26 protein-coding genes are annotated in these 23,754 nt (G+C 58.1%); 15 read left to right on the forward strand and 11 right to left on the reverse strand.

The window, feature by feature from the left end:
* Position 1: 1 nt before the first annotated feature.
* From ACID345_RS11440 to ACID345_RS11460, 5 genes are all read left to right on the forward strand, one after another.
* Positions 2 to 823, forward strand: a complete 822-nt coding sequence (locus ACID345_RS11440) for an ABC transporter permease (RefSeq protein ID WP_011523023.1) — start codon at positions 2 to 4, stop codon at positions 821 to 823.
* A gap of 4 nt (positions 824 to 827) precedes the next feature.
* Positions 828 to 1,271, forward strand: a complete 444-nt coding sequence (locus tag ACID345_RS11445) for a DUF420 domain-containing protein (RefSeq protein WP_011523024.1) — start codon at positions 828 to 830, stop codon at positions 1,269 to 1,271.
* Positions 1,272 to 1,367: 96 nt separating this feature from the next.
* Complete coding sequence (locus ACID345_RS11450; protein ID WP_011523025.1) at positions 1,368 to 1,862, forward strand: single-stranded DNA-binding protein; 495 nt, start codon at positions 1,368 to 1,370, stop codon at positions 1,860 to 1,862.
* Between the two features lie 71 nt (positions 1,863 to 1,933).
* Positions 1,934 to 2,809 carry a magnesium/cobalt transporter CorA gene (gene corA, locus ACID345_RS11455; RefSeq protein WP_011523026.1) on the forward strand — a complete coding sequence of 292 codons (876 nt, stop codon included), beginning with the start codon at positions 1,934 to 1,936 and terminating at the stop codon, positions 2,807 to 2,809.
* Positions 2,810 to 2,835: 26 nt separating this feature from the next.
* Complete coding sequence (locus ACID345_RS11460; RefSeq protein WP_148210089.1) at positions 2,836 to 3,501, forward strand: hypothetical protein; 666 nt, start codon at positions 2,836 to 2,838, stop codon at positions 3,499 to 3,501.
* A gap of 3 nt (positions 3,502 to 3,504) precedes the next feature.
* On the opposite strand, the gene ACID345_RS11465 is transcribed toward ACID345_RS11460, so the two are convergent.
* Complete coding sequence (locus tag ACID345_RS11465) at positions 3,505 to 4,401, reverse strand: tetratricopeptide repeat protein (protein ID WP_011523028.1); 897 nt, start codon at positions 4,399 to 4,401, stop codon at positions 3,505 to 3,507.
* 110 nt (positions 4,402 to 4,511) lie between these two features.
* Between ACID345_RS11465 and ACID345_RS11470 the strand changes: the two genes are divergently transcribed.
* From ACID345_RS11470 to ACID345_RS11485, 4 genes are all read left to right on the forward strand, one after another.
* Positions 4,512 to 4,994, forward strand: coding sequence for a hypothetical protein (locus ACID345_RS11470; protein ID WP_011523029.1), 483 nt, complete (start codon positions 4,512 to 4,514; stop codon positions 4,992 to 4,994).
* A gap of 20 nt (positions 4,995 to 5,014) precedes the next feature.
* On the forward strand, positions 5,015 to 5,239 hold the full coding sequence (locus tag ACID345_RS11475) for a hypothetical protein (RefSeq protein ID WP_041855644.1): 225 nt from the start codon (positions 5,015 to 5,017) through the stop codon (positions 5,237 to 5,239).
* 7 nt (positions 5,240 to 5,246) lie between these two features.
* Positions 5,247 to 5,693: an SET domain-containing protein gene (locus tag ACID345_RS11480; protein ID WP_228370766.1), complete on the forward strand. Its 447-nt coding sequence runs from the start codon at positions 5,247 to 5,249 to the stop codon at positions 5,691 to 5,693.
* 116 nt (positions 5,694 to 5,809) lie between these two features.
* Positions 5,810 to 8,254: a M1 family aminopeptidase gene (locus tag ACID345_RS11485; protein ID WP_011523031.1), complete on the forward strand. Its 2,445-nt coding sequence runs from the start codon at positions 5,810 to 5,812 to the stop codon at positions 8,252 to 8,254.
* Between the two features lie 25 nt (positions 8,255 to 8,279).
* Here ACID345_RS11485 and ACID345_RS11490 read toward each other — a convergent pair whose 3' ends face one another.
* The 3 genes from ACID345_RS11490 to ACID345_RS11500 form a co-directional block, all read right to left on the reverse strand.
* On the reverse strand, positions 8,280 to 8,543 hold the full coding sequence (locus tag ACID345_RS11490) for a glutaredoxin domain-containing protein (RefSeq protein WP_011523032.1): 264 nt from the start codon (positions 8,541 to 8,543) through the stop codon (positions 8,280 to 8,282).
* A 13-nt stretch (positions 8,544 to 8,556) separates the two neighbouring features.
* Positions 8,557 to 9,507 (reverse strand): aldo/keto reductase, encoded by a 951-nt coding sequence (locus ACID345_RS11495; protein WP_011523033.1) that lies wholly within the window; start codon positions 9,505 to 9,507, stop codon positions 8,557 to 8,559.
* Positions 9,508 to 9,583: 76 nt separating this feature from the next.
* A complete protein-coding gene (locus tag ACID345_RS11500) occupies positions 9,584 to 11,008 on the reverse strand; it encodes a short-chain fatty acid transporter (RefSeq protein ID WP_011523034.1) in 1,425 nt (474 codons plus the stop codon).
* Between the two features lie 116 nt (positions 11,009 to 11,124).
* On the opposite strand from ACID345_RS11500, the gene ACID345_RS11505 reads away from it, so the two are divergent.
* Positions 11,125 to 11,520 (forward strand): response regulator, encoded by a 396-nt coding sequence (locus ACID345_RS11505; RefSeq protein WP_011523035.1) that lies wholly within the window; start codon positions 11,125 to 11,127, stop codon positions 11,518 to 11,520.
* A 23-nt stretch (positions 11,521 to 11,543) separates the two neighbouring features.
* On the opposite strand, the gene ACID345_RS11510 is transcribed toward ACID345_RS11505, so the two are convergent.
* Positions 11,544 to 12,092, reverse strand: coding sequence for an AI-2E family transporter (locus ACID345_RS11510; RefSeq protein ID WP_011523036.1), 549 nt, complete (start codon positions 12,090 to 12,092; stop codon positions 11,544 to 11,546).
* A 129-nt stretch (positions 12,093 to 12,221) separates the two neighbouring features.
* Here ACID345_RS11510 and purQ point away from each other — a divergent pair, with 129 nt between their 5' ends.
* Positions 12,222 to 12,917, forward strand: coding sequence for a phosphoribosylformylglycinamidine synthase subunit PurQ (gene purQ, locus ACID345_RS11515; protein WP_011523037.1), 696 nt, complete (start codon positions 12,222 to 12,224; stop codon positions 12,915 to 12,917).
* Positions 12,918 to 13,086: 169 nt separating this feature from the next.
* Here purQ and ACID345_RS11520 read toward each other — a convergent pair whose 3' ends face one another.
* The 3 genes from ACID345_RS11520 to ACID345_RS11530 form a co-directional block, all read right to left on the reverse strand.
* Positions 13,087 to 14,202, reverse strand: coding sequence for an NAD(P)-dependent oxidoreductase (locus tag ACID345_RS11520; protein WP_011523038.1), 1,116 nt, complete (start codon positions 14,200 to 14,202; stop codon positions 13,087 to 13,089).
* A gap of 53 nt (positions 14,203 to 14,255) precedes the next feature.
* Positions 14,256 to 16,325 carry a transketolase gene (locus ACID345_RS11525; RefSeq protein WP_011523039.1) on the reverse strand — a complete coding sequence of 690 codons (2,070 nt, stop codon included), beginning with the start codon at positions 16,323 to 16,325 and terminating at the stop codon, positions 14,256 to 14,258.
* Positions 16,326 to 16,536: 211 nt separating this feature from the next.
* Positions 16,537 to 17,067, reverse strand: coding sequence for a hypothetical protein (locus ACID345_RS11530; protein ID WP_011523040.1), 531 nt, complete (start codon positions 17,065 to 17,067; stop codon positions 16,537 to 16,539).
* Positions 17,068 to 17,156: 89 nt separating this feature from the next.
* On the opposite strand from ACID345_RS11530, the gene ACID345_RS11535 reads away from it, so the two are divergent.
* Positions 17,157 to 17,597: a RidA family protein gene (locus ACID345_RS11535; protein WP_011523041.1), complete on the forward strand. Its 441-nt coding sequence runs from the start codon at positions 17,157 to 17,159 to the stop codon at positions 17,595 to 17,597.
* A 44-nt stretch (positions 17,598 to 17,641) separates the two neighbouring features.
* Here ACID345_RS11535 and ACID345_RS11540 read toward each other — a convergent pair whose 3' ends face one another.
* Positions 17,642 to 18,241 carry a hypothetical protein gene (locus tag ACID345_RS11540; RefSeq protein ID WP_011523042.1) on the reverse strand — a complete coding sequence of 200 codons (600 nt, stop codon included), beginning with the start codon at positions 18,239 to 18,241 and terminating at the stop codon, positions 17,642 to 17,644.
* A gap of 337 nt (positions 18,242 to 18,578) precedes the next feature.
* On the opposite strand from ACID345_RS11540, the gene ACID345_RS11545 reads away from it, so the two are divergent.
* From ACID345_RS11545 to ACID345_RS27510, 3 genes are all read left to right on the forward strand, one after another.
* Positions 18,579 to 19,826 (forward strand): AAA family ATPase, encoded by a 1,248-nt coding sequence (locus ACID345_RS11545; RefSeq protein WP_011523043.1) that lies wholly within the window; start codon positions 18,579 to 18,581, stop codon positions 19,824 to 19,826.
* Positions 19,827 to 19,935: 109 nt separating this feature from the next.
* Entirely contained in the window at positions 19,936 to 21,561 is a 1,626-nt protein-coding gene (locus ACID345_RS11550; RefSeq protein ID WP_011523044.1) for a tetratricopeptide repeat protein, read from the forward strand.
* A gap of 302 nt (positions 21,562 to 21,863) precedes the next feature.
* Positions 21,864 to 22,166, forward strand: a complete 303-nt coding sequence (locus ACID345_RS27510; RefSeq protein WP_408609945.1) for a YcxB family protein — start codon at positions 21,864 to 21,866, stop codon at positions 22,164 to 22,166.
* A 26-nt stretch (positions 22,167 to 22,192) separates the two neighbouring features.
* Here the strand turns inward: ACID345_RS27510 and ACID345_RS26325 are convergent, their stop codons facing one another.
* Both ACID345_RS26325 and ACID345_RS11560 read right to left on the reverse strand, forming a co-directional pair.
* Entirely contained in the window at positions 22,193 to 22,456 is a 264-nt protein-coding gene (locus tag ACID345_RS26325) for an ATP-binding protein (RefSeq protein WP_083763722.1), read from the reverse strand.
* A gap of 62 nt (positions 22,457 to 22,518) precedes the next feature.
* A complete protein-coding gene (locus ACID345_RS11560; RefSeq protein ID WP_011523045.1) occupies positions 22,519 to 23,718 on the reverse strand; it encodes a pyridoxal phosphate-dependent aminotransferase in 1,200 nt (399 codons plus the stop codon).
* Positions 23,719 to 23,754 lie beyond the last annotated feature (36 nt).

Here is a 23,754-nt window from a genome sequence, read left to right on the forward strand (position 1 = left end):
TATGGCATCGATTCCCGCAGTAGCACCAAGAGTTCAGATCAATCCGGGCACCATGATTCCGTCGTTCTCGTTATGGAAGCGCGAGGTGGTGCGCTTCTATCGCCAGCGGGCGCGCGTTATCGGTGTCATTCTGTCGCCGCTGCTCTTCTGGATAGTGATCGGTTCGGGCTTTGGGCGTTCCTTCCGCGGCGGCGCCGGCGCCGGCGAACACTATCTCGCGTTCTTCTTCCCCGGCGCACTAACAATGATCGTCCTCTTTACCTCGATCTTCACCATGATGTCGGTAATCGAGGACCGCAACGAGGGCTTCCTGCTCTCGGTGCTCGTCGCCCCGGTGAGCCGCTCCGTGATCGTGCTCGGTAAAGTGCTGGGCGGGACGACTCTTGCGGCCGTTCAAGGTCTGATCTTCCTCGTCTTCGCGCCGCTGATTGGCGTGCACTTCACGCTGACCAGCTTCCTGTTGATTGCTCTGACAGTGTTTCTGGTCGCGTTCTCGCTGACCGCGCTCGGCTTCGCGATTGCCTGGCCGATGGATTCGACACAAGCCTTCCACGCGATCATCAACTTGTTCCTGGTGCCACTGTGGATGCTCTCCGGTTCGATGTTTGCCGTAAAGGACGCGTCAAAATGGCTCGGCTATTTGATGCTCATCAATCCGCTGACCTACGGCACCGAGGCGATCCGCGGCCTGATGTATCCGGAGATGGCGGAGCCGAACTTTCCCGTCGGCATGGATCTCGCTATCCTAGGCGGGTTTGCGCTAGTGATGTTCGCGATCGCATTCGCGCTGGCCAATCGACGGACGACGAGACCCTCGGCCTAAGACCATGCAAGTCGACCTTTCCATCTTCCCTGTCATCAACGCCAGCCTGAACGGCGCGGCCGCCGTCCTCATTGGCACCGGCGTTTATTTCATCAAGACCAACCGCCGCGAGATCCACCGCAAGTTCATGATCGCCGCCGTGAGTTGCTCGGCACTGTTCCTGGTCTGCTATCTGACGTATCACGGGCTCCTGGGGGCGCAAAGCGGGTCGGTGCGAAAGCATTTCGCGGGGCCGCCGCTAGCGCGCGATGTCTATTTCACCATCCTGACCTCGCACACGATCCTGGCGGTGGTCATTGTGCCGCTGGTATTAATCACGCTCAGCCGCGGATTGAAGGCCAGGTACGTCCAGCACCGGGCGATAGCGCGCTGGACCTATCCGCTGTGGATGTATGTGAGCGTGACCGGAGTGGTGATCTATCTCATGCTCTACAAGATCTACGTTTAGTATTCCCGCCTCCCACAAAAGCAGCACGCCTCGATCATTCGCACTGGCGGCGTGAGGCTGATATATTGTCCCTTCTACGAAAACAGGAGTTCCCTCATGGCAAAGAGCGTTAATAAAGTCATTCTCGTCGGCAACGTGGGCAAAGACCCCGAAGTGAAATACACCCCGCAAGGGACGGCCATTGCCCGCTTCAGCGTTGCGACTTCCGAACGGTTCAAGGACAAGCAGGGCGAGTGGCAGGACCGCACCGAGTGGCACAGCATCACGGCCTGGCAGAAGCTGGCCGAGATCGTCGGCGAATACGTGAAGAAGGGCAACAAGATCTACATCGAGGGGCGCCTGCGCACCGATAGCTGGGACGACCAGAAGACCGGCGAAAAGAAGTATCGTACCGAGATTGTCGCCAACGACATCGTGCTGTTGGGCGGTCGCGGTGGTGGCGAGGGCGGCGGCGAAGAAGGTGGCGGCGGCTTCCGTCGCAAAGAGTCGTCCTCCGGCGGCGGGTTCGACCAGCGCCCCAGCGGCGGCAACGACTTCGATTCCGCACCAGCGGCTAGTACCGGGATTACGGACGACGATATTCCGTTCTAACTTCCCTTCCCAACTCAAGAACGAAGGCCCTCACGCGAGGGCCTTTTTCTTTCCGATAGAATCATGCGCAGATGAATCCCATCTTCCCGCATCTCGCCTGGTACGACATCTCCGACCCCGCTTCGCCTGAGCTTGACGAGCTGGCCCGCCGCTTTCATCTGCATGAACTGCAAATTGAGGATTGCCGGCATCGTCCGCAACGGCCCAAAGCCGAGGAGCATGACCACTACATCTTTACCGTGCTGAAGCACATTCATCCGCACGATGAGCTGACCTTTGACGATGTGGACGTCTTCCTGGGCAAGGATTTCCTGATCACCGTGCGTAACGAGGACGCGCCTTTCTTCGAACACGTTCGCGCGCGGGCGGAGCAGGAGAAGGTGGACCGGCTCGACCGGCTGTTCTACTTCATCGTGGACCGCGTTGTAGACGGCTACCAGCCGGAGCTCGACAAGCTGGACGACCAAATCTCGGAGATTGAAGACGTCGTTCTCGATCACCCTTCGCCCGAGATACTGTCGAACATCTTCTCGTTGAAGCGAAACCTGGTTGAGTTCCGCCGCGTGGCCAGCGGAATGCGCGAAGTGGTTCTGGCGCTCACGCGCCGCGAGAAAGGTCTGCTCGGCGACGATCTCGACCCCTACTTCCGCGATATCTACGACCACATCATCCGCACCGTGGACATGGTCGAAACCTACCGCGACCTGCTCTCCGGCGCGCTCGACATCTACCTCTCCGCCGTCGCCAACCGCACCAACGAAGTGATGAAGGTGCTGACGATCTGGGGCACGATCGCGCTGCCGCTGGTGATTATCACCGGCTTCTTCGGCATGAACTTGAAGCTGCCGTGGCAGAACGATCCGCATGGAACGTGGTACGCGGTCGCGCTGATGGCGATCTCGACGGTGGGGATTCTGATCTATTTCAAAATGAAGAAGTGGTTCTGAAGTGTGCGGTTGATAGAATTAACGACGTGCGCGCAGCGAAAGCCATCGCCGCCATCAGCCTCGGCCTCTCCGCTCTGTACCTCGTAGAGTTGCTCGTTTTTTATCGCAACGATTACCTTGCTTTCCCGTGGGAGGCATCCCCAACTGCTGTCCTCCGTGGGATGCCCTTTCTCCCGCTTGTTGCTCTAGCCGCGGCCGTGGTTGCCCTGTGCGTATGGAAGGCGAATTCACACGGTCGCGCCAAGAGTCGGACGCCAATCTGGGCGCTGGCGTGGTCAGTTCTGGCGGTGCTTTCGTTGGCGCCGTGCGGTTTTGTTTTCTCGCATCAAGGAGCGGTACACACCCAGATGAGTGCTGTCGCCTCGGTGCGAACTCTGAGCGTCGCGTTGCGCGAATACGCCAAAGCACATCCCTCGGAAGGCTATCCGTCGAGTATCTCTCAACTCACTCAGCCGACAGACGCTCCTTGGCAGATTGATCCCGTTCTCGGTGCAGGGATAAAGAGCGCCTATCGCTTCGCGTACGCGGCAAACTCAGGGGCTGTCGGCAAGCGCACCCGATATACGATCAGTGCCGAACCACTTCATCCAAAAAGTCCGTACAGCAATCGCTTTTTCTTCACGGACGAGTCCGGTGTGATCCGTATGGAGAAGGACAAAAAGGCCACGGCTGACAGCGCGGCGCTGCAATAGAAGTTACTTTCTCCGATACACAAAGTCATACCCCACCTGCCAGGTCTTCCCTTCATCGTTCGAGGTCTCGAGAAACTGCCGCACGCTGCCGTCCGGCTGATCGAAGAACGTGAGTCTCGACATCACCCGCTGGCCCTGCGCGTTGGTGAAGGCGGAGGTGTAGAGCATGCGCTTGTTGTCGTAGTGTCCCTCGTAGAACTGGCGGGTCGGCCCTTCGTCCACCCAGTACTGTTCCCACTGTTTGGAGGTCGCGTCGTATTTGTTGAAGCTCTTCCCGATGGGGCCGAGCCATCCGGTCCAGTTCTCATAGATCACGCAATCGTGGATGATTTTCTGCACGCTGCTCTCGCCAACCTGGTATCCCTGCTGACGATCGAACACATTCCATTCGCCGACCCAGAAATCAAACTGGCGAAACTCCGGATGACTAGGGTCGTCGCAGGGACTGCTGTTGTAGTCAATCTTCTGCAGTGCGGCGCCGAAGCGAGGGTCGCTTTTAACGGAAGCGAAGCGCTCCTCCGATTCAATTAGCTTTGGGAAGGCGAAGCCGTTGCCGGCCATGGACTCCAGCGTTTTCAGGGCGTCTTCGTGATGTCCGGCGGCCGCGGCATTTGCCGCCAGGTGCACCCAGACCGTTGGGATGGGATATTTAAGTTCTGCCGCGTGTCGAAAGGCGTCCTGCGCCTGCGCGTATTCCTTGGTTTCTTCAAGGCCGCGTCCCATCCGATACCATGCCTGCGCATCGTTCGGATCGGATTTGGCCTTCGAGCCGTAGAGAGCAATCACCTGCGGCCAATCCGACTTTGCAAATGCCTGGTCGGCAGCGCTCTGCGTTGCATCCCCCGCCACCGCAAACGCCACGCACCATAGAAGCATCCATGCAACTAATATCCACCGCATAACTCACCTCGCTTTGAGTCGCGCAACATCATGCAACAGCGGAGCGTGACCTGTATCACTGACCATCCCGGGATTCGGTCTTATCGTTCTATCCGAGACACATATTCCGCATGCGCATCTTTGCAATCCTCGGCATCGCTGTTGTCGCAATCGTTCTCTCTTCGTGCGAACACAAGCGGTCCAACGATCCATGGTCGGGTGCCTCCAGTGCCGTACGGGTTGACGTGAATACCGGAGAACAACCGGTGCGGCCCGAAGAAACCCTCGTAATGACAGCAACCGTCAGCGGATACTCCGGCCTCCAGAAAGGCACCTGGCGCATTGAGGAGACGCAGCAAACCTCGCACGACGCTTGTGCCTTCGATATCCGCACCACGCGAAACGTCCCCGTGACCGACTGCCCATTCGGCTACATCCTTTTCGATCCGCATTCGTCTTCGAAATCGGCTACTTTTCACGCTTCCAAGTTCCCCGGCACCTTCCATGTGACCTACGTCCTCGAGATGATTGGCACCGGACGGTTCGATCGCAGTGTGCGTACCTCGGGGACCGCAGCTGTCACCGTCTCCGACGCGATCGCCGTCTCCGAATAGATTTCGCTATACTGCTCCTCATGCCCTGCGAGGAACTCGAAAAACTTCGGACGAACATCCGGAAGCTGCAAGCGCAGATGAAGGAAATCCGCCAGACGTCGAGGTCGGCAGCTACCGGCGATCGTCGCGACACGACGCGTCATCACCACGTTGACTCCGCGGATCATCTGAAACGCCGCATCGCGCGCGCCGCCGCGGTTATCGAGCATCACGTCGCCAAGCATGGCTGCACCGTCCCCGAATAGGTTTCCCTTGAAGAAGAATCCCAAGCGCAACTCGCACTTCGCAATCATCCGCAGCTCCCGCATTCATGCCGCCGGCGTTTTCTCAACCCAGGCGATCAAAAAGGGCACGCTCATCCTCGAATACGACGGTCCGCGCCTTTCCAAAGAAGCGGCCGACATCGTCTATGAAAACCGAAAAGATACCTATCTCTTCGGCATTGGGGACGGAACGCAGGTAATTGATGGCCATTCCATGGCTATGTTCGTTAACCACTCGTGCGATCCGAACTGCGAAACCGCGGAATACGACGACCAGATCTGGATTCAGGCCATGCGCGACATCGAGCCCGGCGAAGAGCTCGTGTACGACTACTATCTTTACGATGGCGAGGAAGAAGCGCCCTGCTACTGCGGAGCAAAGACCTGTCGCGGAACGATGTACGGAGTGAGCCCCTCGAGCCAGAAGAAGAAGTAGTCTCGGGGGTTATTCCCTATTCGCGCCAATTAGCACTCTTAAGTGCCATTTTGTACTTTCAAAACTCCGGTCTTCAAAGGTAAATTCAGGCAGCTACTCTGAAATTGGGAGTCCTGATGTCGATCCCCTTTGTGCGCCGTTGCGTCCTCTTTTTCTGCCTTGTAAGCTCCACCCTCTTCGCGCAATTTGCCCCGAATGCCCACCCGATTTACCAGGCCTTGCGCACCGGCGGGTTCGGGCAGGAAGCCTATTCCGTCCAGAACCTGCTGCTGAAGCGCGGTGGTGCGACGCTGAAGCTCGATGGCAAAATATGGCTGCTTGGCCCTGTGAATAACAAACATATCGGCTTGGCCTTCACCGGCACCGGCATACTCTCGGTAACGCCGCCGACGCCCTCCGAGCAACGCCAACTTCGCCTTTTCTCACGCGATGTCGAGTTCGTAGAGCATTTCGACGAGATGATGCTCTTCTTCACCGACAATACCTACGACGAAGTCAAAGCCGCCGGACAGCCCGACAGTTCTCCCGCGCCGGCTGGAGTTCTAAGCGACGCCCGCAAACGGCTCCGCGACTCGCTGCGTTACAACCTTTACGGGCGTCTCCAGCAAGACGTGATGGCACAGCAGCCCGGCGGGCTGTTCTTCGCGATGATCAAGGGCAAGCACTACAGCGGCAAGATGCTGTTTGTAGTCGATCCGCATGGCGTGCCGTCGATCGATCCGCTGGAAGCGCCGCCACTGGACGTAGCTCCCGAAGAAGTGGCCGTCACCGTCTACGACGAAATGCACGGCGGCGTCTGGACCGCCTACTACCTTCCGCAGGAGTACATGGACCACACTGCGAAGGGCACGCAGAAGAACGACACGTTTTTCATTGAGCACCAGGACATCGACGCCACGATGGAGAAGAGTGGCAAGCTCGATGGCGTGGTGAAGACCACGATCATTTCCAACAACGATGAACTGAACGTCGTGCGCTTTGAACTTTTCACTACCTTGCGAGTTTCGAAGGTCGTTGACTCAAGTGGCAACGCCATGCACTTCATGCAGGAGGACAAGGAACACGACGCGCAGTTCTATGTCGTCTTGCCGCACGCGTTGAAGATGAACGAGAAGTTCGACATCGTTACCACCTACAGCGGCAAGGACGCGATCCGCAACGAAGGCGGCGACAACTACTATCCCCTCGCCCGCGATAACTGGTATCCCAACAAGCCGTTTGGCGAATACGAAACCTACGACATGAAATTCCACATCCCCAAGGGGATGACCATGGTTGCCACCGGCATACCAGTGAGCAGCGGCGAAGAAAACGGCTGGGCTGTCTCGGTGTGGAAGAGCGCGGTGCCGCAGGCGGTGGCGGGGTTCAACTTCGGCCGATTCAAGAAGGACCAGGCTCAGCTCAAGACGCGCAACAATTTCCAGATTGAGTCTTACACCAACATCAACCCGCCCGACATTGTGCAGGCGATCCAACATGCTGCCGAGCCCGGCATGTCACTGGATGGTTCCCACGGTTCCGCGGCTACACTCGGCACAATGGACACCCGCTCGTTCGGGCCCAAGGCGCTTGCCGAGGCTGAGATGGCCACGGATCTGTATTGGCAGTACTTCGGACCCATTCCGTATCAGCGGCTTGCGATGACCCAGCAGACGGCCAGCAACTACGGACAGGCGTGGCCCGGGCTGGTCTACCTGCCCATCACCTACTTCTTCGACACCACGGTCCGACATCAGCTCGGTATGAGCGAGGCCAAGGGATACTTCCGCATCGTCGCCTCGCATGAGGTGGCGCACCAGTGGTGGGGACACGCCGTCGGCTTTAAGTCGTATCGCGATCAGTGGATGAGCGAGGGCTTCGCGGAGTGCTCGGCTTCGATCTACACTCAGATGGTCAATAAAAAGCCCGATGAGTTCCGCAAATTCTGGTCGGATGAACACGAGCTACTCGTGCAGAAGAACAAGGAAGGCGTGCGGCCGATCGACGTCGGCCCGGTCACGCTCGGATATCGTCTGCTGAATGGCCGCACCGGCTACGACGTGCCGCGGCGCCTGATCTATCCGAAGGGCGCCTACATCCTGCACATGGTCCGCATGATGATGTGGAACTCGAAAAGTGGCGACGAACTGTTCCAGAAGATGATGACCGACTTCGTGCAGACCCATTACAACAACGTGGCTTCCACTGAAGACTTCAAGACGGCGGTTGAGAAGTACATGACGCAGGGTATGGACGTGGACGGCAACCACACCATGGATTGGTTCTTCAACGAATACGTCTACGGAACGGCGCTGCCGGCCTATAGCTTCGAGTCTTCCTTTGTGGATGGACCGAATGGCACGACGCTGCTGAAGTTCAAACTGACGCAGTCAAAGGTGGACGATGCGTTCGACATGATTGTTCCGGTTTACATCGAGTTGCCGAATGGCCATGTGCCGAGGCTGGGCTCCATCGGCGTTCGTGGAAACAACAGCGTTGAACAAACGGTGAATCTCGGGCCGCTGAAAGAACGGCCCAAACGCGCGCTCATTAATTGGAACTACGACGTATTGTCGGAATAGCTGTAGAGAGTGAGGTCTGAAGCCGCTACCGGTCCGGCCGATGTCGGTCGATAGCGGCTTCGATCTTTTCTGGCTCGAAACCGATCAACACATCCTCTTCGCCTTCGCCGATCACTAGCGTAGGCGTCGACTGGCTCCGATACTTACGCACCAGCGTGAACACCGCAATCTTGTCAACGCTCACGTCGTACTCTTCGAATTCCAAATTGCGCTCGCGCAGCCAATCTTTCAGCCATCCACAGGGCGGACAGTCAGGGCGCGTGAACAACGTGATCCTCGGTTGCAACATAGACAATTCGATGTCAGTAAGCGCTGGCTCGGTTCAACTCTTCAATCGATGCTTCACCTAATTTTAGTTGCGTGGAAGCAATGATCTCGCGCAATTGCTCTTGGGTTGTCGCGCTTGCGATCGGCGCTGTAATGCTGGGGCGAGCCATGAGCCATGCCAGTGCAACCTGCGCCTGCGTCGCGTGATGCTCTTTCGCGACTCTCTCCAGCGACGCCAGAATGCGGGTGCCGCGCTCAGTGAAGTACTTGCTCACCATTCCTCCGCGCGCTGCGCCTGCTGTCTCTTCTTTCGATTTGTATTTACCGGTGAGAAATCCCGCGGCCAGCGAGAAATACGGAATCACGCCGAGTCCGTGCTTTACCACAGTTGGCTCGAGGTTCTTCTCGTAATCTTCACGATCGTGCAGGTTGTAATTCGGTTGCAGGCTGACGTATTCGGGAAACCCGTGCCGGCCGCTGGCCGCCAGCGATTCCTCGATCCGCGCCGCCGTAAAGTTCGAACAACCGATGTGGCGTACCTTCCCCTGCTTAACGAGATCGGCGTATGCGCCAAGAGTTTCTTCCACCGGCGTATCGGGATCGTCGCGATGAGATTGATAGAGGTCAATACGCTCGGTCTGCAGGCGGCGCAACGATTCCTCTACTTCTTCGAGGATGTACCTGCGCGACAGTCCCTTCTTCCCTTCTCCCATCGGCGACGCGACCTTCGTGGCGAGCACGACCTTATTGCGTTTGCGGCTGCGCTTGAACCATTTACCCAGGATCGTCTCGGACTCGCCACCGGCATGGCCCGCAACCCATATCGAATAGGAATCGGCGGTGTCAATCAGGTTCAATCCGGAATCAACAAACTCATCCAACAGGCGGAAGGACATGGCCTCGTCGGCCGTCCATCCGAATACGTTGCCACCTAACGCCAGCGGTGCGACCAACAGATCGGATTTCCCAAGCTTCCTCGATTGCAAAAGCTCACCTCGTACAAATTTGATGAAGACGCTCTTCGAAAGTAGCAGGAACAGTACGCGACTTCAGTGACGCGGCTCAGTGCACCGGGGGAACGTACGCCATGTGGCGTGCGAACCACCAGCACAGGAAGAACACGATCGGGACGTGAACCGCCATCTGAAGCATGCCGTAGCCCACGAGATCGCGAGCCTTCAGTCGCAGGATTCCGAGCAGCGGCAGCATCCAGAACGGATTCACAAGATTCGGCAGCGCCTCAGCGGCGTTGTAGATCTGCACCACCCATCCCAGATGCACCTGGTGCTGGTTCGCTGCCTGCATGATGTACGGCGCTTCGATCACCCACTTGCTGCCGCCGGAAGGCACGAACACGCCGAGGATCGCCGAATACAGCGCCACCAGCAGCGGATAGGTGCCGTGGGTCGTCGCCCGCACGAAAAGGTCCGCCAGCCAGGTCGAAATACCGGTGCCGACGATCATCCCGAAAATCACGGCGTAGAAAGGAAACTGGATCAGCACGCCGCCGGTCGCTGGGACACTCTCTGACACGGCGCGTACAAAATTGCGCGGCCGCCAATGTAAAAGCAATCCGACAGTCAGGAAAATCAGGTTGTAGGTGTTCAGATCGAGCGCCGTCAGCGCGCCTTGCGGCGAAGTGCGGAAGACATCCACGACATACCACAGCAACAACGCTGCAACCAGGACGGACAACACCGGACTGTACTCCAGCCATTCACCCGGACGCGTGCGCTCAGTTATTATCGGTCTGAGGACCGCCGTCCCTTTACCTTCGAAACCATCGTACGGCCCGCGTGCATTCGCTTCAGATGGCGCCGAAGTATAAGCAACGATCACCGAGACCACGATCAGCACCACGGCCATCACGAGGTTCTGCCACAAGAACAGCGTTTGTCGCAACGGTATCAGGCCGCTGATCGCGAGCAAACCCGGCGGGATCGCCGACTTCGTAGCCATCATCATCGCTGCCGACGATGACAATCCCAGCGCCCACACCGCTCCCAGTCCGAGATACGCCGCGGCGCCAGCGGCGCGGTAATCCATGCCCTTCACCCGCCGCGACATCTCGCGCACCAGCAACCCGCTGAAGATCAAGCTCAGGCCCCAGGAAATAAGCGAAGTCAGCATCGAGAACAACGCGACCATCGCGACAGCGTTTCGGCCGTTCGTCGGCAGGCCTGCAAGGAAGCGAATTAGGCGAGTAACGATTGGTGTGGTCGCCACGACGTGTCCGCCAATGATGATCATCACCATCTGCATGGTGAATGGAACCAGGATCCAGAAAGCCTTGCCGCCCTGGACGGCCAGCTTTGCTGGAGATTCATGCAGCGCAATGCCCGCGACGAATACAACCAGGATGCCGAGTAGCGCGAAGACCAACGGGTCAGGAAACCAACGCTCGCTCCACGATGCAAGTGCGAGGCCGATTCGTGCCATTGTGCCTTCCGCGGCGCGGCTACCAGGGTTGTTGGGATCTGGGCTCAATTAAGTCTCCGCAAACGGGACAGCGTAAGTCGCGTTCCCATACGAGTCAACAATCTCTTGCCCGGTCACCGTAGAGAGCGCAAAATGGTTCCATTCCCAGCTACACTGTCGGCACCATGAACAAACCCAAGGTGAGCAAACCTAAGGTACTTCTCGTCGAAGACTCGAAGTTCTTTCTCAAAGCAACAACGGTTGTCTTCGAGAGAGAAGGATTTGAAGTGCTCACCGCCGCCACCGGCGAGGAGGCATTAAGTGTCGCGCAATCCAAAAAGCCCGACATCATACTGCTCGACCTGATGCTGCCGCGCCTCGACGGGATGATGGTTCTCCGGATGTTGCGCGGGATACCCGCGTTGAAGGACACGCCCGTGATCGTGCTGTCGGGCAACAACTCCGAGCAGGACCGCTCGCAGGCGAAAAAATTGGGAGCGGTAGATTACTTTCAGAAAGAATCAACGCCTGCCGCTGAGCTCGTTAAGCTCGTGCGTAACGCCATAATAATCAAGAAATAATCTGGAATATCGAAAGCATCAGTTTAGCTTTCGATCACCGCGGGCGGAACCTCGCGTGCGCGACGGTGCACTTTCACTGCGGGTGGCAGAATCTGCACCGACGATTGCAACTGCCGACGCGATTCCTGCCGATGTGCCTTCAATGCGAAAAACACCGCAAGCATCGGGGCCGACAACAAAATCCCCCAGAACTGGAAGAAGTATCCCATCACGAGCGGTACCACGATCGACGCCCACACCGGCACCCTGGCAGTCCGCTTCAAGATCATCGGTTGCACAATGAACCCGTCGAGCACCATGACGACGGCGTAAAGGCCGAGGACGTAGGCGGTTCCCTCCCAACCGTTGCCTTCCAGTAGCGTCGCGCCGAGCGGGCCGATCAGCGTGAGGACGCCGCCGATGTGCGGGATGAACTGGAAGATCGCGGCGAAGAAGGCCCATAGCGGTGCCCAAGGAACGCCCAGCAGCGCCAAACCAAGCCACCACATTGCCGCCACGATGAGGGAGTCGAGGCACTGCGCAAGAAACCAGCGCTTCAGCGCGCGACCGGTAATACGGAGCTGTTGCCGCACTGGCATCCTTCCACTTGGATGCTGCGACCGATGGACAGACGCAGACGATTTGCAGTTTTGGTGGACCCCGGTACGTCACGGGAGCTTATTGGGGACACATGCTACACTCGATTTAGCGGGGAAAACAGCATGAAATTCGGCGTTCTCATCTTTCCGGGTTCGAACTGCGACCACGATGCTCACTGGGTTTTGGGACAGGTTGCCAAGCAGCCCGTCACCTTCCTGTGGCACGAATCTCATGACCTGGAAAACTGTGATGCCATCGTCGTCCCTGGCGGTTTTGCCTACGGCGACTACCTGCGCACCGGCGCCATCGCCAAGTTTTCGCCCGTGATGGAAGCCGTCCGAAAGTTCGCTGATAAGGGCGGCCTGGTGATCGGAATCTGCAATGGGTTCCAGATCCTGACCGAATCCGGCCTTCTCCCCGGCGCCCTCTTGCGTAACGAAGGCTTGAAATACATCTGCAAGCCTGTAAATATCCGCGTGGAGACCACCGACGCGCCGTTTACCCAGGGCCTGAAGAAGGGTGAAGTCCTGCAGGTTCCCATCGGCCACATGGAAGGCAACTACGTCTGTGACGATGCGACCCTCGCGGAACTGAAGAAGCAGGACCGCATCGTCTTCCGCTACGCCACACCCGACGGCCAGATTACCCGCGAAGCCAATCCCAACGGATCGATCGAGAACATTGCCGGCATCTGCAACGAAGGTCGCAACGTCCTCGGCATGATGCCGCATCCAGAGCGCGCCAGCGAGAACGAACTCGGCATGACGGATGGCTTCCGCATCTTCGAGAGCATGGTCGGCGCGATGGCGAAGCGCTAGCATTCGAGTCACTGCTGGCATCGCTTTCACCACAGAGACGCAGAGGCACAGAGGTTTTCTGGCTTGGCATTCGCTCGCACGAACGCTTTGCGTGCCCACATCGCTTTCTGATTAGATAAGCCCCCAAATTCTCTGAGTCTCTGTGCCTCTGTGGTGAACAAAACGCCAGTCAGCTCTTAAACGCTTCCTTGTTCACCACGTACGGCATCTTCGTAATATCCGCACCGTAGTTCCCTTCCAGCACATCCATCAAACCCTGCACCACGCGGCCGGCCATGCCTTTGTTCGGGTCGGGGTCGAGGCGCGTGATCTTGCCGGCGCTGGCAAAGTGCGGATACAGCCGGCAGACATCTTCGATCTCCGGATCGCGCAGCGGTGAGTCGGCAGGCAGCGGTTCTTTCTCAAACACGTCGAGCGCGGCTCCGCCCAGGCGCTTCTCTTTCAGGGCGTGCGCTACGGCGACTTCATCCACCACCGGGCCGCGCGAGGTGTTGACCAGGATGGCGGTTGAGCGCATCCAGCCCAGCGTCTTGTCGTTGATGAGGTGATAGGTCGGCGTTCCCTCTTCCCCTTCGCGAATGAGCGGTACGTGAATGCTGACAAAATCGGCGAACGACAGCGCTTCCTGCAATTCACAGTAACGAATCGTCGTGCGCTGCTTCTGGATGCCGGTCTCGTGGCGCAGGTCCATCACCTTCTGGATGGAGTTGATGTACTCACGGTTCTGATAAGCCGCGTCGTAGCAGAGGATGTTCATGTCGAAGCCGGAGCACTTCTTGATCATCGCGAGGCCAATGCGTCCGGTGCCAATGATCGCGATGCTCTTGCCGGTAACTTCGTCGCCTAGGAACGGCAAGAATGGATGCCAGGTTCCCCACTTCAAATCGCGAACGTTGCGCTCGGCAGTCCAGAGCTTGCGCGCGGCAGCGGCCATGATGAAGAATGCGAACTCCGCGGTGGCTTCGGTGAGCACGTCTGCGGTATGCGTGAACGGGACTTTGTATTTGTTGGCGTCGGCGCGGTTGATGTTGTCGAAGCCGACTGCGATTTGCGCGACGACCTTCAGGTTACCTTTGCCGGCCTCGAAGACTTCGGCGTCAATCTTGTCGCGCAGCGTGGTGATGAGCCCATCGATCCCGCTCGCAACTTTTTCGATGATCAGCGACTTCGGTGGCGGGTCAGCCTGCGGATAGACTTCGACGTCGTACCCGGCGGCGCGCAGGCGCTCCAGCGCGGGCTTTCCGATGTCGCAGGTGGCAAATACTCGGAACTTTTTCCCAGACATGTTGGGGAATCTCTAACGATGCAAGGAGCAAAGATTCCCCAGATTATACCCGTCTAGCGAAGGCTGAGAGTCGGCTCGAGTTCCTTCTCCGTGGCTTCGATGCGCTGCTTCTTCAGCGCCACCAGGGCCGCTGCCTGTTGTGCAATGTGCTCGGCGGAGACCTCGAATTCCTTGATCAGCTCCCATGGGGCGCCGGAGTCGCCGAAGCGGTCCTTCACGCCGATGGCGCCGGTAATCACCGGCACATCAAACAGCGCCGGGCTGGAAATGATGGCATGCGAAACCTGCCAGGCCAGCGCGCCGATCTGGTGCTCCTCGGCAGTGATGACCACGCGGGTATCGAGCGCGGCCTTCAGGATGGTGCGGCGATCAAGCGGCTTCAGCGTGTGCATGTTGATCACGCGCGTCTCGTAGCCGAACTCCTGCTTCAGGATCCAAGCGGCGCGCATCGCTTCAGGCACCATCGGTCCGCAAGCGACGATCGAGAGGTCTTCGTTCTCGTTGCGATAGTCGTCCGCGAGTTCCGTAGCGAAGGCCTCAATGAAGTTCTTCGATTCATTGCGCAGCCGGATGACGTTCGCTTTGCCGAATTCAAACGGTGTGTCGGTGGTGCTGATGATCGGCGTCGCCTCGCGCGCGAAGCGGATGTACTTCGGGCCGACATGCTTCAGCAACAGGAAGTCTGTAGCTTTTCGCGTCTCGACCGAGTCGGCCGGTACCACAACCGTCATGTTTGGCAGACCGCACATCGCGAAGAGATCTTCGAGCGCCTGGTGTGTCGCACCATCTGGGCCGACGGAAACGCCGCCGTGCGCACCGGCGATCATCACGTTGAAGTTGCCGTAACAAATCGAAACGCGAATCTGGTCCAGGTTGCGTGCGGCTGCAAATGTGGCGTAGGTGCCGAGTACCGGCAGCTTGCCTTCACGCGCCAGGCCCGCTGCCGCCGCGGTTGCCGACTGTTCGGCAATGCCCATGCTGAACCATCGGTTCTTGCGCTCGGGATGCTTGGCGTAGAACTCGCTGATCGTGATGGAACCCGAGATGTCGAGCCCGAGGCAGACCACGCGCTCGTCTTTGCCGTTCTCGCTGAGACTCTCGCCGAAGCCCATCCGGGTTGGCTTCATGGCAGCTTGCATGGTGGTCGAGGTGTTCCACCAGTAATCCTTCGAGAACTTCGGCATCTTGGCGTCGAGTTTCCGTTCGACTTCGGTCTGGTAGCCCTTTGCCTTATCGAGCAGCGCGAGATACGGAATCTTCTCTTCTACGCCGAGTTCCTTGAGCGACTTCACGAGCTCATCGAAGTTCGGGACCTTGCCATGCCATCCGGCGATGTTCTCCATGAAGCTGACGCCCTTGCCCTTGACGGTCTTCCCGATGATCGCAGTCGGTTTGCCGCTGCCTTCGTTGCGCACCGCCTGGTTCAGCGCATTCACCACCTGCTCCATGTCGTGGCCATCGCACTCGATCACCAGCCAGCCGAAGCTGCGATAGCGATCGGCGAGCGGCGCAACGTTCATGACTTCGCAAACCGGGCCATCGATCTGCAGCCGGTTCTCGTCAATGATGCCAATCACGTTGTCGAGCTTGTAGTGGGCGGCCTCCATCACAGCCTCCCAGATGTTCCCTTCCTGCTGCTCGCCATCGCCCATAATGCAGAACACTTTGTTGCGGCGGCCGTCCAGCCGCGACGCCAGCGCCGAACCCACCGCCACGCTCAGTCCCTGTCCAAGCGATCCCGTCGAGGCTTCCACTCCCGGCAGCTTGAGCCAGTGCGGATGCCCCTGGAATGGCGAATACAGCTTGCGCAACGTGACCAGCTCTTCCTTGTTACAGAAGCCCGCGAACGCCAGCCCCACGTAAAGCGCAGGCGCCTTGTGTCCACCCGACCAGAGGATGCGATCACGCTCGGCCCAGTTCGGATTCTTGGGATCATGATTGGCAACGCTGAGATAAAGGGCGGCAGTAATGTCCATGATGGACAGCGTGCCCCCGGCGTGGCCGGAACCGGCGGCGCAAAGCGCGACGAGGTTGTAGCCGCGCATTAATGCGGCCTGGTCTTTCAGTTCCTCAACGGTGTAATCGCGGACAACGGTCTTGGTGGCGGAGTCAATGATGGACATGGCGTGTAAAGCGTAGGACGAGACAAGGTTAGGGGCAGTGACCGTTATCACAAGCGATTGTGCGAAGGTCACAACGGCGGATTGCCTCACAGTGCCACAGGCTCGGAACGAGATAGCCCACCACGTGAGTGGTGGGCACGTCGAATCCACGAAAGAACCGGTATCTTAGCCGCATTGGAGCCCCCATCAGGGGACGGAATTCCCGGCCACATCAAACCAACTCGCTCTCAATCGCGAACCAAGGTTCTAATTCCGCCGGCAGAGGGGAAAGGTGCCCGGCCATGCGGAGAACCTGGAGCACGCGTAGCCGGCGCCTAATTTGTCGAAGTGGGCTCGCGTTCTCGAGAACCCTCTCTCCTTCCTTCCACGCCCAAATCTTCTGCTTCGCGGCTTCGATACCGAACGGAAGCTCAGCAAAGAACCAGGCCACAATCGAATCTGTATCGCGCAGAGAATCACCGGCGAGCGCTCCGTGTTTTGCAATAAGGTGGGCGCGAACGCGCATCGCATCAAGCAGTCCGTCGGAACGCGAATCCGCAAACAGATTGGCCATCAACTCGAAGGCGTGAACCTGCACCGCGGACCACTCCAAGTTGTTCCAATTCTCACTCCGGCTATATGCAATTTCCGTGACGAACAACAAGTCAGACGGTCCTGCAACGGTCTGTTCTCCGTTTCGAATCCGGTCGAGCCATTGCTCTGCGGCGGCCGGACTAGCACTGATCTCGTCGTACTTGCTCATTGTTGGCTTCCGTTTGGCGTAATTGCGCAACTAACGCTCGCAATGCAATACAATCTGCGCGCAATTCTAAATTGACCTGGAGAACAACTGTGAAGATTGCATGCATCTCTGCTGTCTTGTTGGCGACCTTGTCGGTGTGGGCGCAACAACCCACCGTCACCCACCTGAAGTCAAAGGTCGCGCAGGAGCGCCACTTGCCCTTCAGCAGCGGCGTAATGGTCGGCAACACTCTCTACATCGCGGGAACCACCGGCGTGGAGCCCGACACCAAAGGCCCCGTCACCGCCGAACAGGAAGCTCGCATGACCATGGACAAGGTGAAGCAGGTCGTCGAACAGGCCGGCATGACCATGGACGACATCGTGCAATTCCAGGTCTTCGCCACCGACCTCGGCAACTACGACACGTTCAACAGCGTCTACAAAACGTATTTCAAAGGCGACTTCCCCGCCCGCGCGTTTCTCGGGACAGACAAGCTTTTGTTTGGCGCGCGGTATGAAGTGATGGGGATCGCGGTGAAGTCAAAGTAGCGCCCATCGGACACGTTCGGTTCTCGTGGCTCGTACTTGGACTGCTAGGCGAGCTTAACTCCCTTTGGAATTTCACCTTCCAGGAATGCGGAGCGATGCTTGGGATTCCCCAGTTCTATCGCGTAGTGAACGAACCCTCCATCCGGGCGGCGCGTACCGACGTTCCACTCTCCGGTCGCATCTTCGCTGAATTGCCAAAGGATGGTATAGCCGTCTTCGTCGCTAAAGCCCTCTCCATCGGCTTGAAGAATGCCACCCGCACGATTCCATATCTTCGAGTACAAAGCATGCAATGAAGTCCAGCCGTCATTGACGTCGGTGCCGCTGAGGAGTTGAAAAGCGTAGATTACCCTCACTCGCGGTAGAAACTCTCGTAGCCATGCAACCGCCGAGGCGGGCTTGTATTGTTGGACTTCTTCCATGAGCTCTTGGATTTCCTCCGCTCCAAGTTCACCACTAACAACATCGTTCCGTTCGATGAGCGCTATCTCCTGGCCGTCGGCATGCGACAAGACAACTTGGGTCCAGTTCGCCTCTCTTGATTGTTTCTCGATTTTGATCACTGCAGGTTCAGCAGCCGAACGCATTAGGTCGATCGGTATCGCGTCAACCTTGGTGCCAAGTACTCGAATGTAGTAGCCCAATCAACACCTCATCGATCACACAAGATACGCGGAGTTCGGGCTACGCGAAAGTACTTCCCTGTTGACTCTTCCGCACATTTCATGGCATCTTCAAAACTCCACTTTACGAAAGGACGCCCCCATGGCTGTCTTCAACCAAAACGCGATTCTCGGGCAGGTCCAGCGAAACATTTCGCTGGATGTTGTGGCGTTCTTCCGGCCTTACTAGCCGAACCGACGCACAGTCCCTTTTAACTTCTCCGTTCTACGTACGCTGACGCATCGTTGCGTCCGCGCGTGGGCGGCAACTTGGCTTTTCTTTTTCACCGGGAACGACCCGGTTAGAAAACGTGCGCAGATGTTCGACCTATTGAAGAAAATTCTGGATGGCCAGAACCAGTTTGCGTCTGGCGGCTTGTTGCTGATGATCCTCGGCAGCGTGGGCGTGTTTTTGCGTTCGTTGCCGTCGCAACTGTGGAGCTGGATCATGCGGCAGTCCACCATGTCCATCACCGTAAAGGACGACGACCAGGCCTTCGCGTGGGTGAAGGAGTGGTTTCTCGAGCAAAAGTTCCTGAAGCGCGTGCGTCGTCTCGATCTCGATACGTCGCTGCGTGGCGCGGAAGCTGCCATGGTTCCGGCGCCGGGCCGTCACTGGTTCATGCGCGGCGGGCGCCCGTACTGGGTGTGGTTCTGGCGAACCGAGAACACCAAGGGCTACAACCAGCGCCGCATGGAGTCGTTCATGATCGAGACCATCGGACGCGACCAGCAGGTGCTGCGGCAGTTTGTCGCCGAAGTGGTTGCGTGCCACAAGAAGAAGCTGCGCACCGCGTCGTACCTGTACCTGTACGACGACGGCTGGGACCGCGTTGAGTCCTACTGGCCGCGACGGCTCGACTCGGTGCTGTTGAAGCCGGGCGAGAAGGAACACCTCATTCAAGACCTGGAGCGCTTCCGCGCGTCGCGGGACCGCTACCGCCGGTTGGGTGTTCCCTACCATCGCGGCTACCTGTTCTACGGACCTCCGGGAACCGGCAAGACGTCGTTGGTATCGGCGTTGGCCGCGCGGTTCGGGATGTCGGTGTACATCGTGAACCTCTCGGAACTGAACGACCGTACGCTGAAGACCGCGATGAACTGGGTTTCGGATAACTCGGTCATCCTCTTCGAGGACATCGACTGCATGAACGCCAGCACCCGGCGTTCACAAGCAGGCGGCGCACCGCGAAGTGAGACCGCAGACGATCCGAAGGAGAAGAGCGCGATCGACAAGATGGGCGTGAGCTTATCGGGTTTGTTGAACGTGCTCGATGGCTTCTCGGCGCCGGAAAACGTGGTGTACGCGATGACCACCAACGACATCAGCGGACTCGACGCGGCGTTGCTGCGTCCGGGCCGCATTGATTACAAGCTCTACCTCGGCGAGGCCTGCGAGTCGCAGAAGGTGGAGTTGTACCGCCGCTTCTTCCCTGAGTCGTCGGAAGAGGAAGCTCGCGCCTTCGCACAAGCGAACTGGGCCGAGACCATGGCGGAGTTCCAGGGACTGCTTCTGGCATTGGAGCAGGAAGTGGGAACGACGGAAGTCGGAGTGGTTCAGTCGTGAAAAACAAACGTCAAAACCCCCACCCTATCCACAGAAAACGTGGATAAGGGTGGGACACCACATTTTGTAATAAACTTCTCGGCACTACTACTTTGCTCTGGGGTGAGAAATGAAACGCATTGCTACGCTTTCGATTTGTGCTGCGCTGGCGCTGGGCTCGGCTGCTGTCGCGCAGGAGGATGTCCATAAGCACCATCATGACGATGGCGTGGATCACACCACGAACTTCGGGCATGTGAACTTTCAGACATCGTGCTCGCCCGCGGCGCAAACGCAATTCGAGACCGGAGTAGCGGCGTTGCATTCGTTTGAGTACACCTCGGCAAAGAAGTTGTTTGGAGCGGCGGAACAGGCGGATTCAGAGTGCGCCATCGCCTATTGGGGCGAGGCCATGACGCTCTGGCACCAGCTTTGGGACACTCCCAAACAGGATGTGCTCAACGAAGGTTGGGCCATGATCCAGAAGGGCGAAAAAGCAAAGCATACCAGCGCACGCGAGAGCGGCTATCTGAAAGCCGTTGAGGCCTACTACAAGCCGTCAAAACAGACCCCGGACGAGCGCGCGACAGCGTACTCCGACTCGATGGGCAAACTGCACGACAAGTATCCGGACGACGAGGAGGCTGCCGTCTTCTACGCCCTCTCGCTGCTCGCTTCTGAGCCGCCGACCGACACAACTCTCGCGAATCCGAAGAAAGCTGTCGCAATCCTGAACCAGGTTCTGGCGAAGGACCCTGACCATCCGGGCGTGACGCATTACATCATTCACGCCAGCGACAATCCGCACATGGCGCAGGACGCCGTCGCCGCAGCGAAGAAGTATGCGAGCATCGCGCCGGGCTCGCCGCACGCGGTGCATATGCCATCGCACATCTTTGCCCGCGTCGGCTACTGGCAGGACTCCATTAACTCCAACCTCGCCGCCATCGCGATCGCGAAGAAAGGCAACGAGGTCGACTACCAACTCCACCCCATGGACTTCCTGATGTACGCCTACCTGCAAACCGGGCAGGACGACAAGGCCCGCACAACCGAGCAGGAAGCCGTCGGCATGGAGAACAAGGGCTATGGCCGCGGCCGCGAGCCGTTCTATTACTACGTGCAGGCGCACTTCCCTTCCATGCTTGCGCTCGAGCTGCGCGACTGGAAGGCCGCTGAGGCATTACAGCCCGTCGAAGGCGGGGAGCCCGGATTCAAAGCCATCACCTATTGGGCGCAGGCCGTCGGCGCAGGGCATTTGAAAGATGTTGCGAAGGCTCAGGAAGCCGTAAAGAACGTGGATGCCGCCATCGAGGCAGAAAACAAAGCGCATCCCGAGTATTCCCACGCCCCCGTGAACACTGACAAAAACGAAGCCCACGCCTGGCTCGCCTACGCGCAAGGCAACAACGACGAAGCATTCCGTCTGCTGAAGGAAGTGATCGACTACCAGGACAAAGTCGGCAAGGGCGAAGTCGAACTGCCTGCCCGCGAAATGTATGCCGACATGCTGCTCGAACTCAATCGTCCGGCAGATGCGCTGGAACAATACAAAATTTCCCTGAAGACCGATCCGAACCGCTTCAACGGCGTCTATGGCGCCGGCAAAGCGGCGGAGATGGCCGGACAGCATGAAGTCGCTGTCGGCTACTACAAGCAGTTGGCCGAAAACTGCAAAGAGGCCGCGCCAGTACGTTCCGAGTTGGCGCACGCAAGAGAAGTAGCCGGCGGAGCGACGGTGGCCGCGGGACAATAGACGATGGGTTAGTTCCAAGTCCCGCAAATTGCGAGTTATAGTCACACTCGTAAGTTTTTCGATTGAGAGTGTCGCCGCAATTTGCGACCATGCTGTAGATGGAGATCCGATATCAACTTACAGCTAGAGATTTTCAGGAAGCGCTGGTTGCTCATCGCCAAGTACGTCCAGTAACGCGATGGATTTACCGCACTCTCAAAGCAATCGTCGTTGTATTTGCTCTCTTTGCAATTTTAAGTGCGGTCGCTGACCACCGGCGTGAGACGCTCCTGAACCTGGTTCCAGCGTATGGGTTGCTGGTAATGTGGGCCGCTCTCATATGGTTGCTACCAATCTGGTCAGGCCAGAACCAATTCCGCAAACAGCCTGGAGTCCAGGGATCGCGAACCGTCGAGATCGACGACCGAGGGATCAGATCGAGATGGGACGGCGGTAGTTCGGACACGGAATGGAAGACCTACGTCCGCTCTTACGAATCACGAAATGACGTACTCTTGTACACCTCGCCGGTGTGTTTCAACATTCTTCCCAAACGCGCATTTGATGCAGCGCAACTAACAGAATTCCGAACCCTGCTAAAAGACAAGGTCGCGGCACCGAAATAGTTCGATTTTCGTCACCAAAAATTGAATTACTGCGCGCTCGCCGAACTGGCCTGCGCGATCGCCGGCAGAAACACCGTAAACGTCGTGCCGTGATCTTCGTTCGTATTCGTTTGCACGCGCACGGTACCGTCGTGGCGATCGACGATCTCTTTTACCACCCACAAGCCCAACCCAGTGCCCACGTCTTTCTTGGTGGTGAAGAAGGCTTCGAAGAGCCTCGACCGGTGCTCGTCGGGAATGCCGGGGCCGTCGTCTTTGACGGAGAGTTCGACGCCGGCGTTTGAAATCAGGTTGGCAACGACTGGCGAAGAGCCCGCCTAAGCTTGCCTCGCGCCAAGTCACGCCATTTGCACTAGAGCCGATGTTTCGTCCACTCGTCGATGCGGTCCAGCGCCTTGGCAATGTTCTCGATCGAATTCGCGATTGAGAAACGCAGATACCCTTCACCGAAGGATCCGAAGGCCGTGCCCGAAAGCCCGGCGACACCAGCTTCATCAAGGAGAGCGTCGGCCAGTTTTTTCGAAGGCCAGCCGGTCTTGGTGATGTTCGGGAACGTGTAGAACGCGCCATGCGGGCTACGGCACGAGAAGCCTTTAATCTGGTTTACGCGCTTGATGAAGAAATCGCGGCGCTCGAGGAAAGCTTTGTTCATCGCCGCCACCGACGACTGATCGCCTTTGATCGCTTCCACGCCGGCCATTTGCGAGAAGCTCGCGGTGCAGGAGACGGAGTTCGTCGCCAAGCGCGCGATGTGCGCTGCAAGGTCCGCGCGCATTACGCCGAAGCCCATGCGCCAGCCCGTCATCGCCCACGTCTTGGAGAAGCCGTCGAGCAGGATGGTACGCTCCTGCATGCCCGGCAGCGACATGATGGAGTGGTGCTGGCCTTCGAAAATCAGGCGGCTGTAGATCTCGTCGCTCATCACCATGATGTCGCGGTCGCCAATGGCGTCGGCGATATCGGCGATGTCCTGCTTCGTCAAAACGCCGCCCGTGGGGTTCTGCGGCGAATTGATGATGATCATCTTGGTGCGATCGGTGATGAGATCTTTGAGCTCATTGACGTCGAGACGGAAGTCGCGCTCTTCGCGAAGCGGGATCGGCACCGCTTTCGCGCCCACAAAATTGATCATGCTCTCGTAGATCGGGAACCCGGGATTCGGGTAGATGATCTCGTCGCCTTCGTCGGCGAGCGCGAGCATGGTGAAGAAGATGATCGGCTTGCCGCCCGGGACGACGACGACTTCTTCCGGCGTGACCTTCACGCCCCGCGTCTTCGAGACTTCTTCCGCGATCGTCTGCCGAAGAATCGGCAGTCCGGCCGACGGCCCGTAGTGGGTGAAACCCTTGTTGAGCGCGTCTATGCCAGCGTCTACGACGTTGCGCGGAGTATCGAAATCGGGCTCGCCAATTTCAAGGTGGACAATGTCCTTACCCTTGGCTTCCAGCGCGCGGGCGCGGACCAGGACTTCGAACGCGGTTTCTGTGCCGAGTCGGGCCATGCGGCGCGCGAGCGGCAGCTCTGTCATAGTTTTGGTCATAAGCAAACTCATGATTATAGCTCCTATAAGCGCCGACGATTATCACCG

Origin of the sequence: Candidatus Koribacter versatilis Ellin345 (genome assembly GCF_000014005.1) — a bacterium.
Taxonomy (GTDB): Bacteria; Acidobacteriota; Terriglobia; order Terriglobales; family Acidobacteriaceae; genus Korobacter; species Korobacter versatilis_A.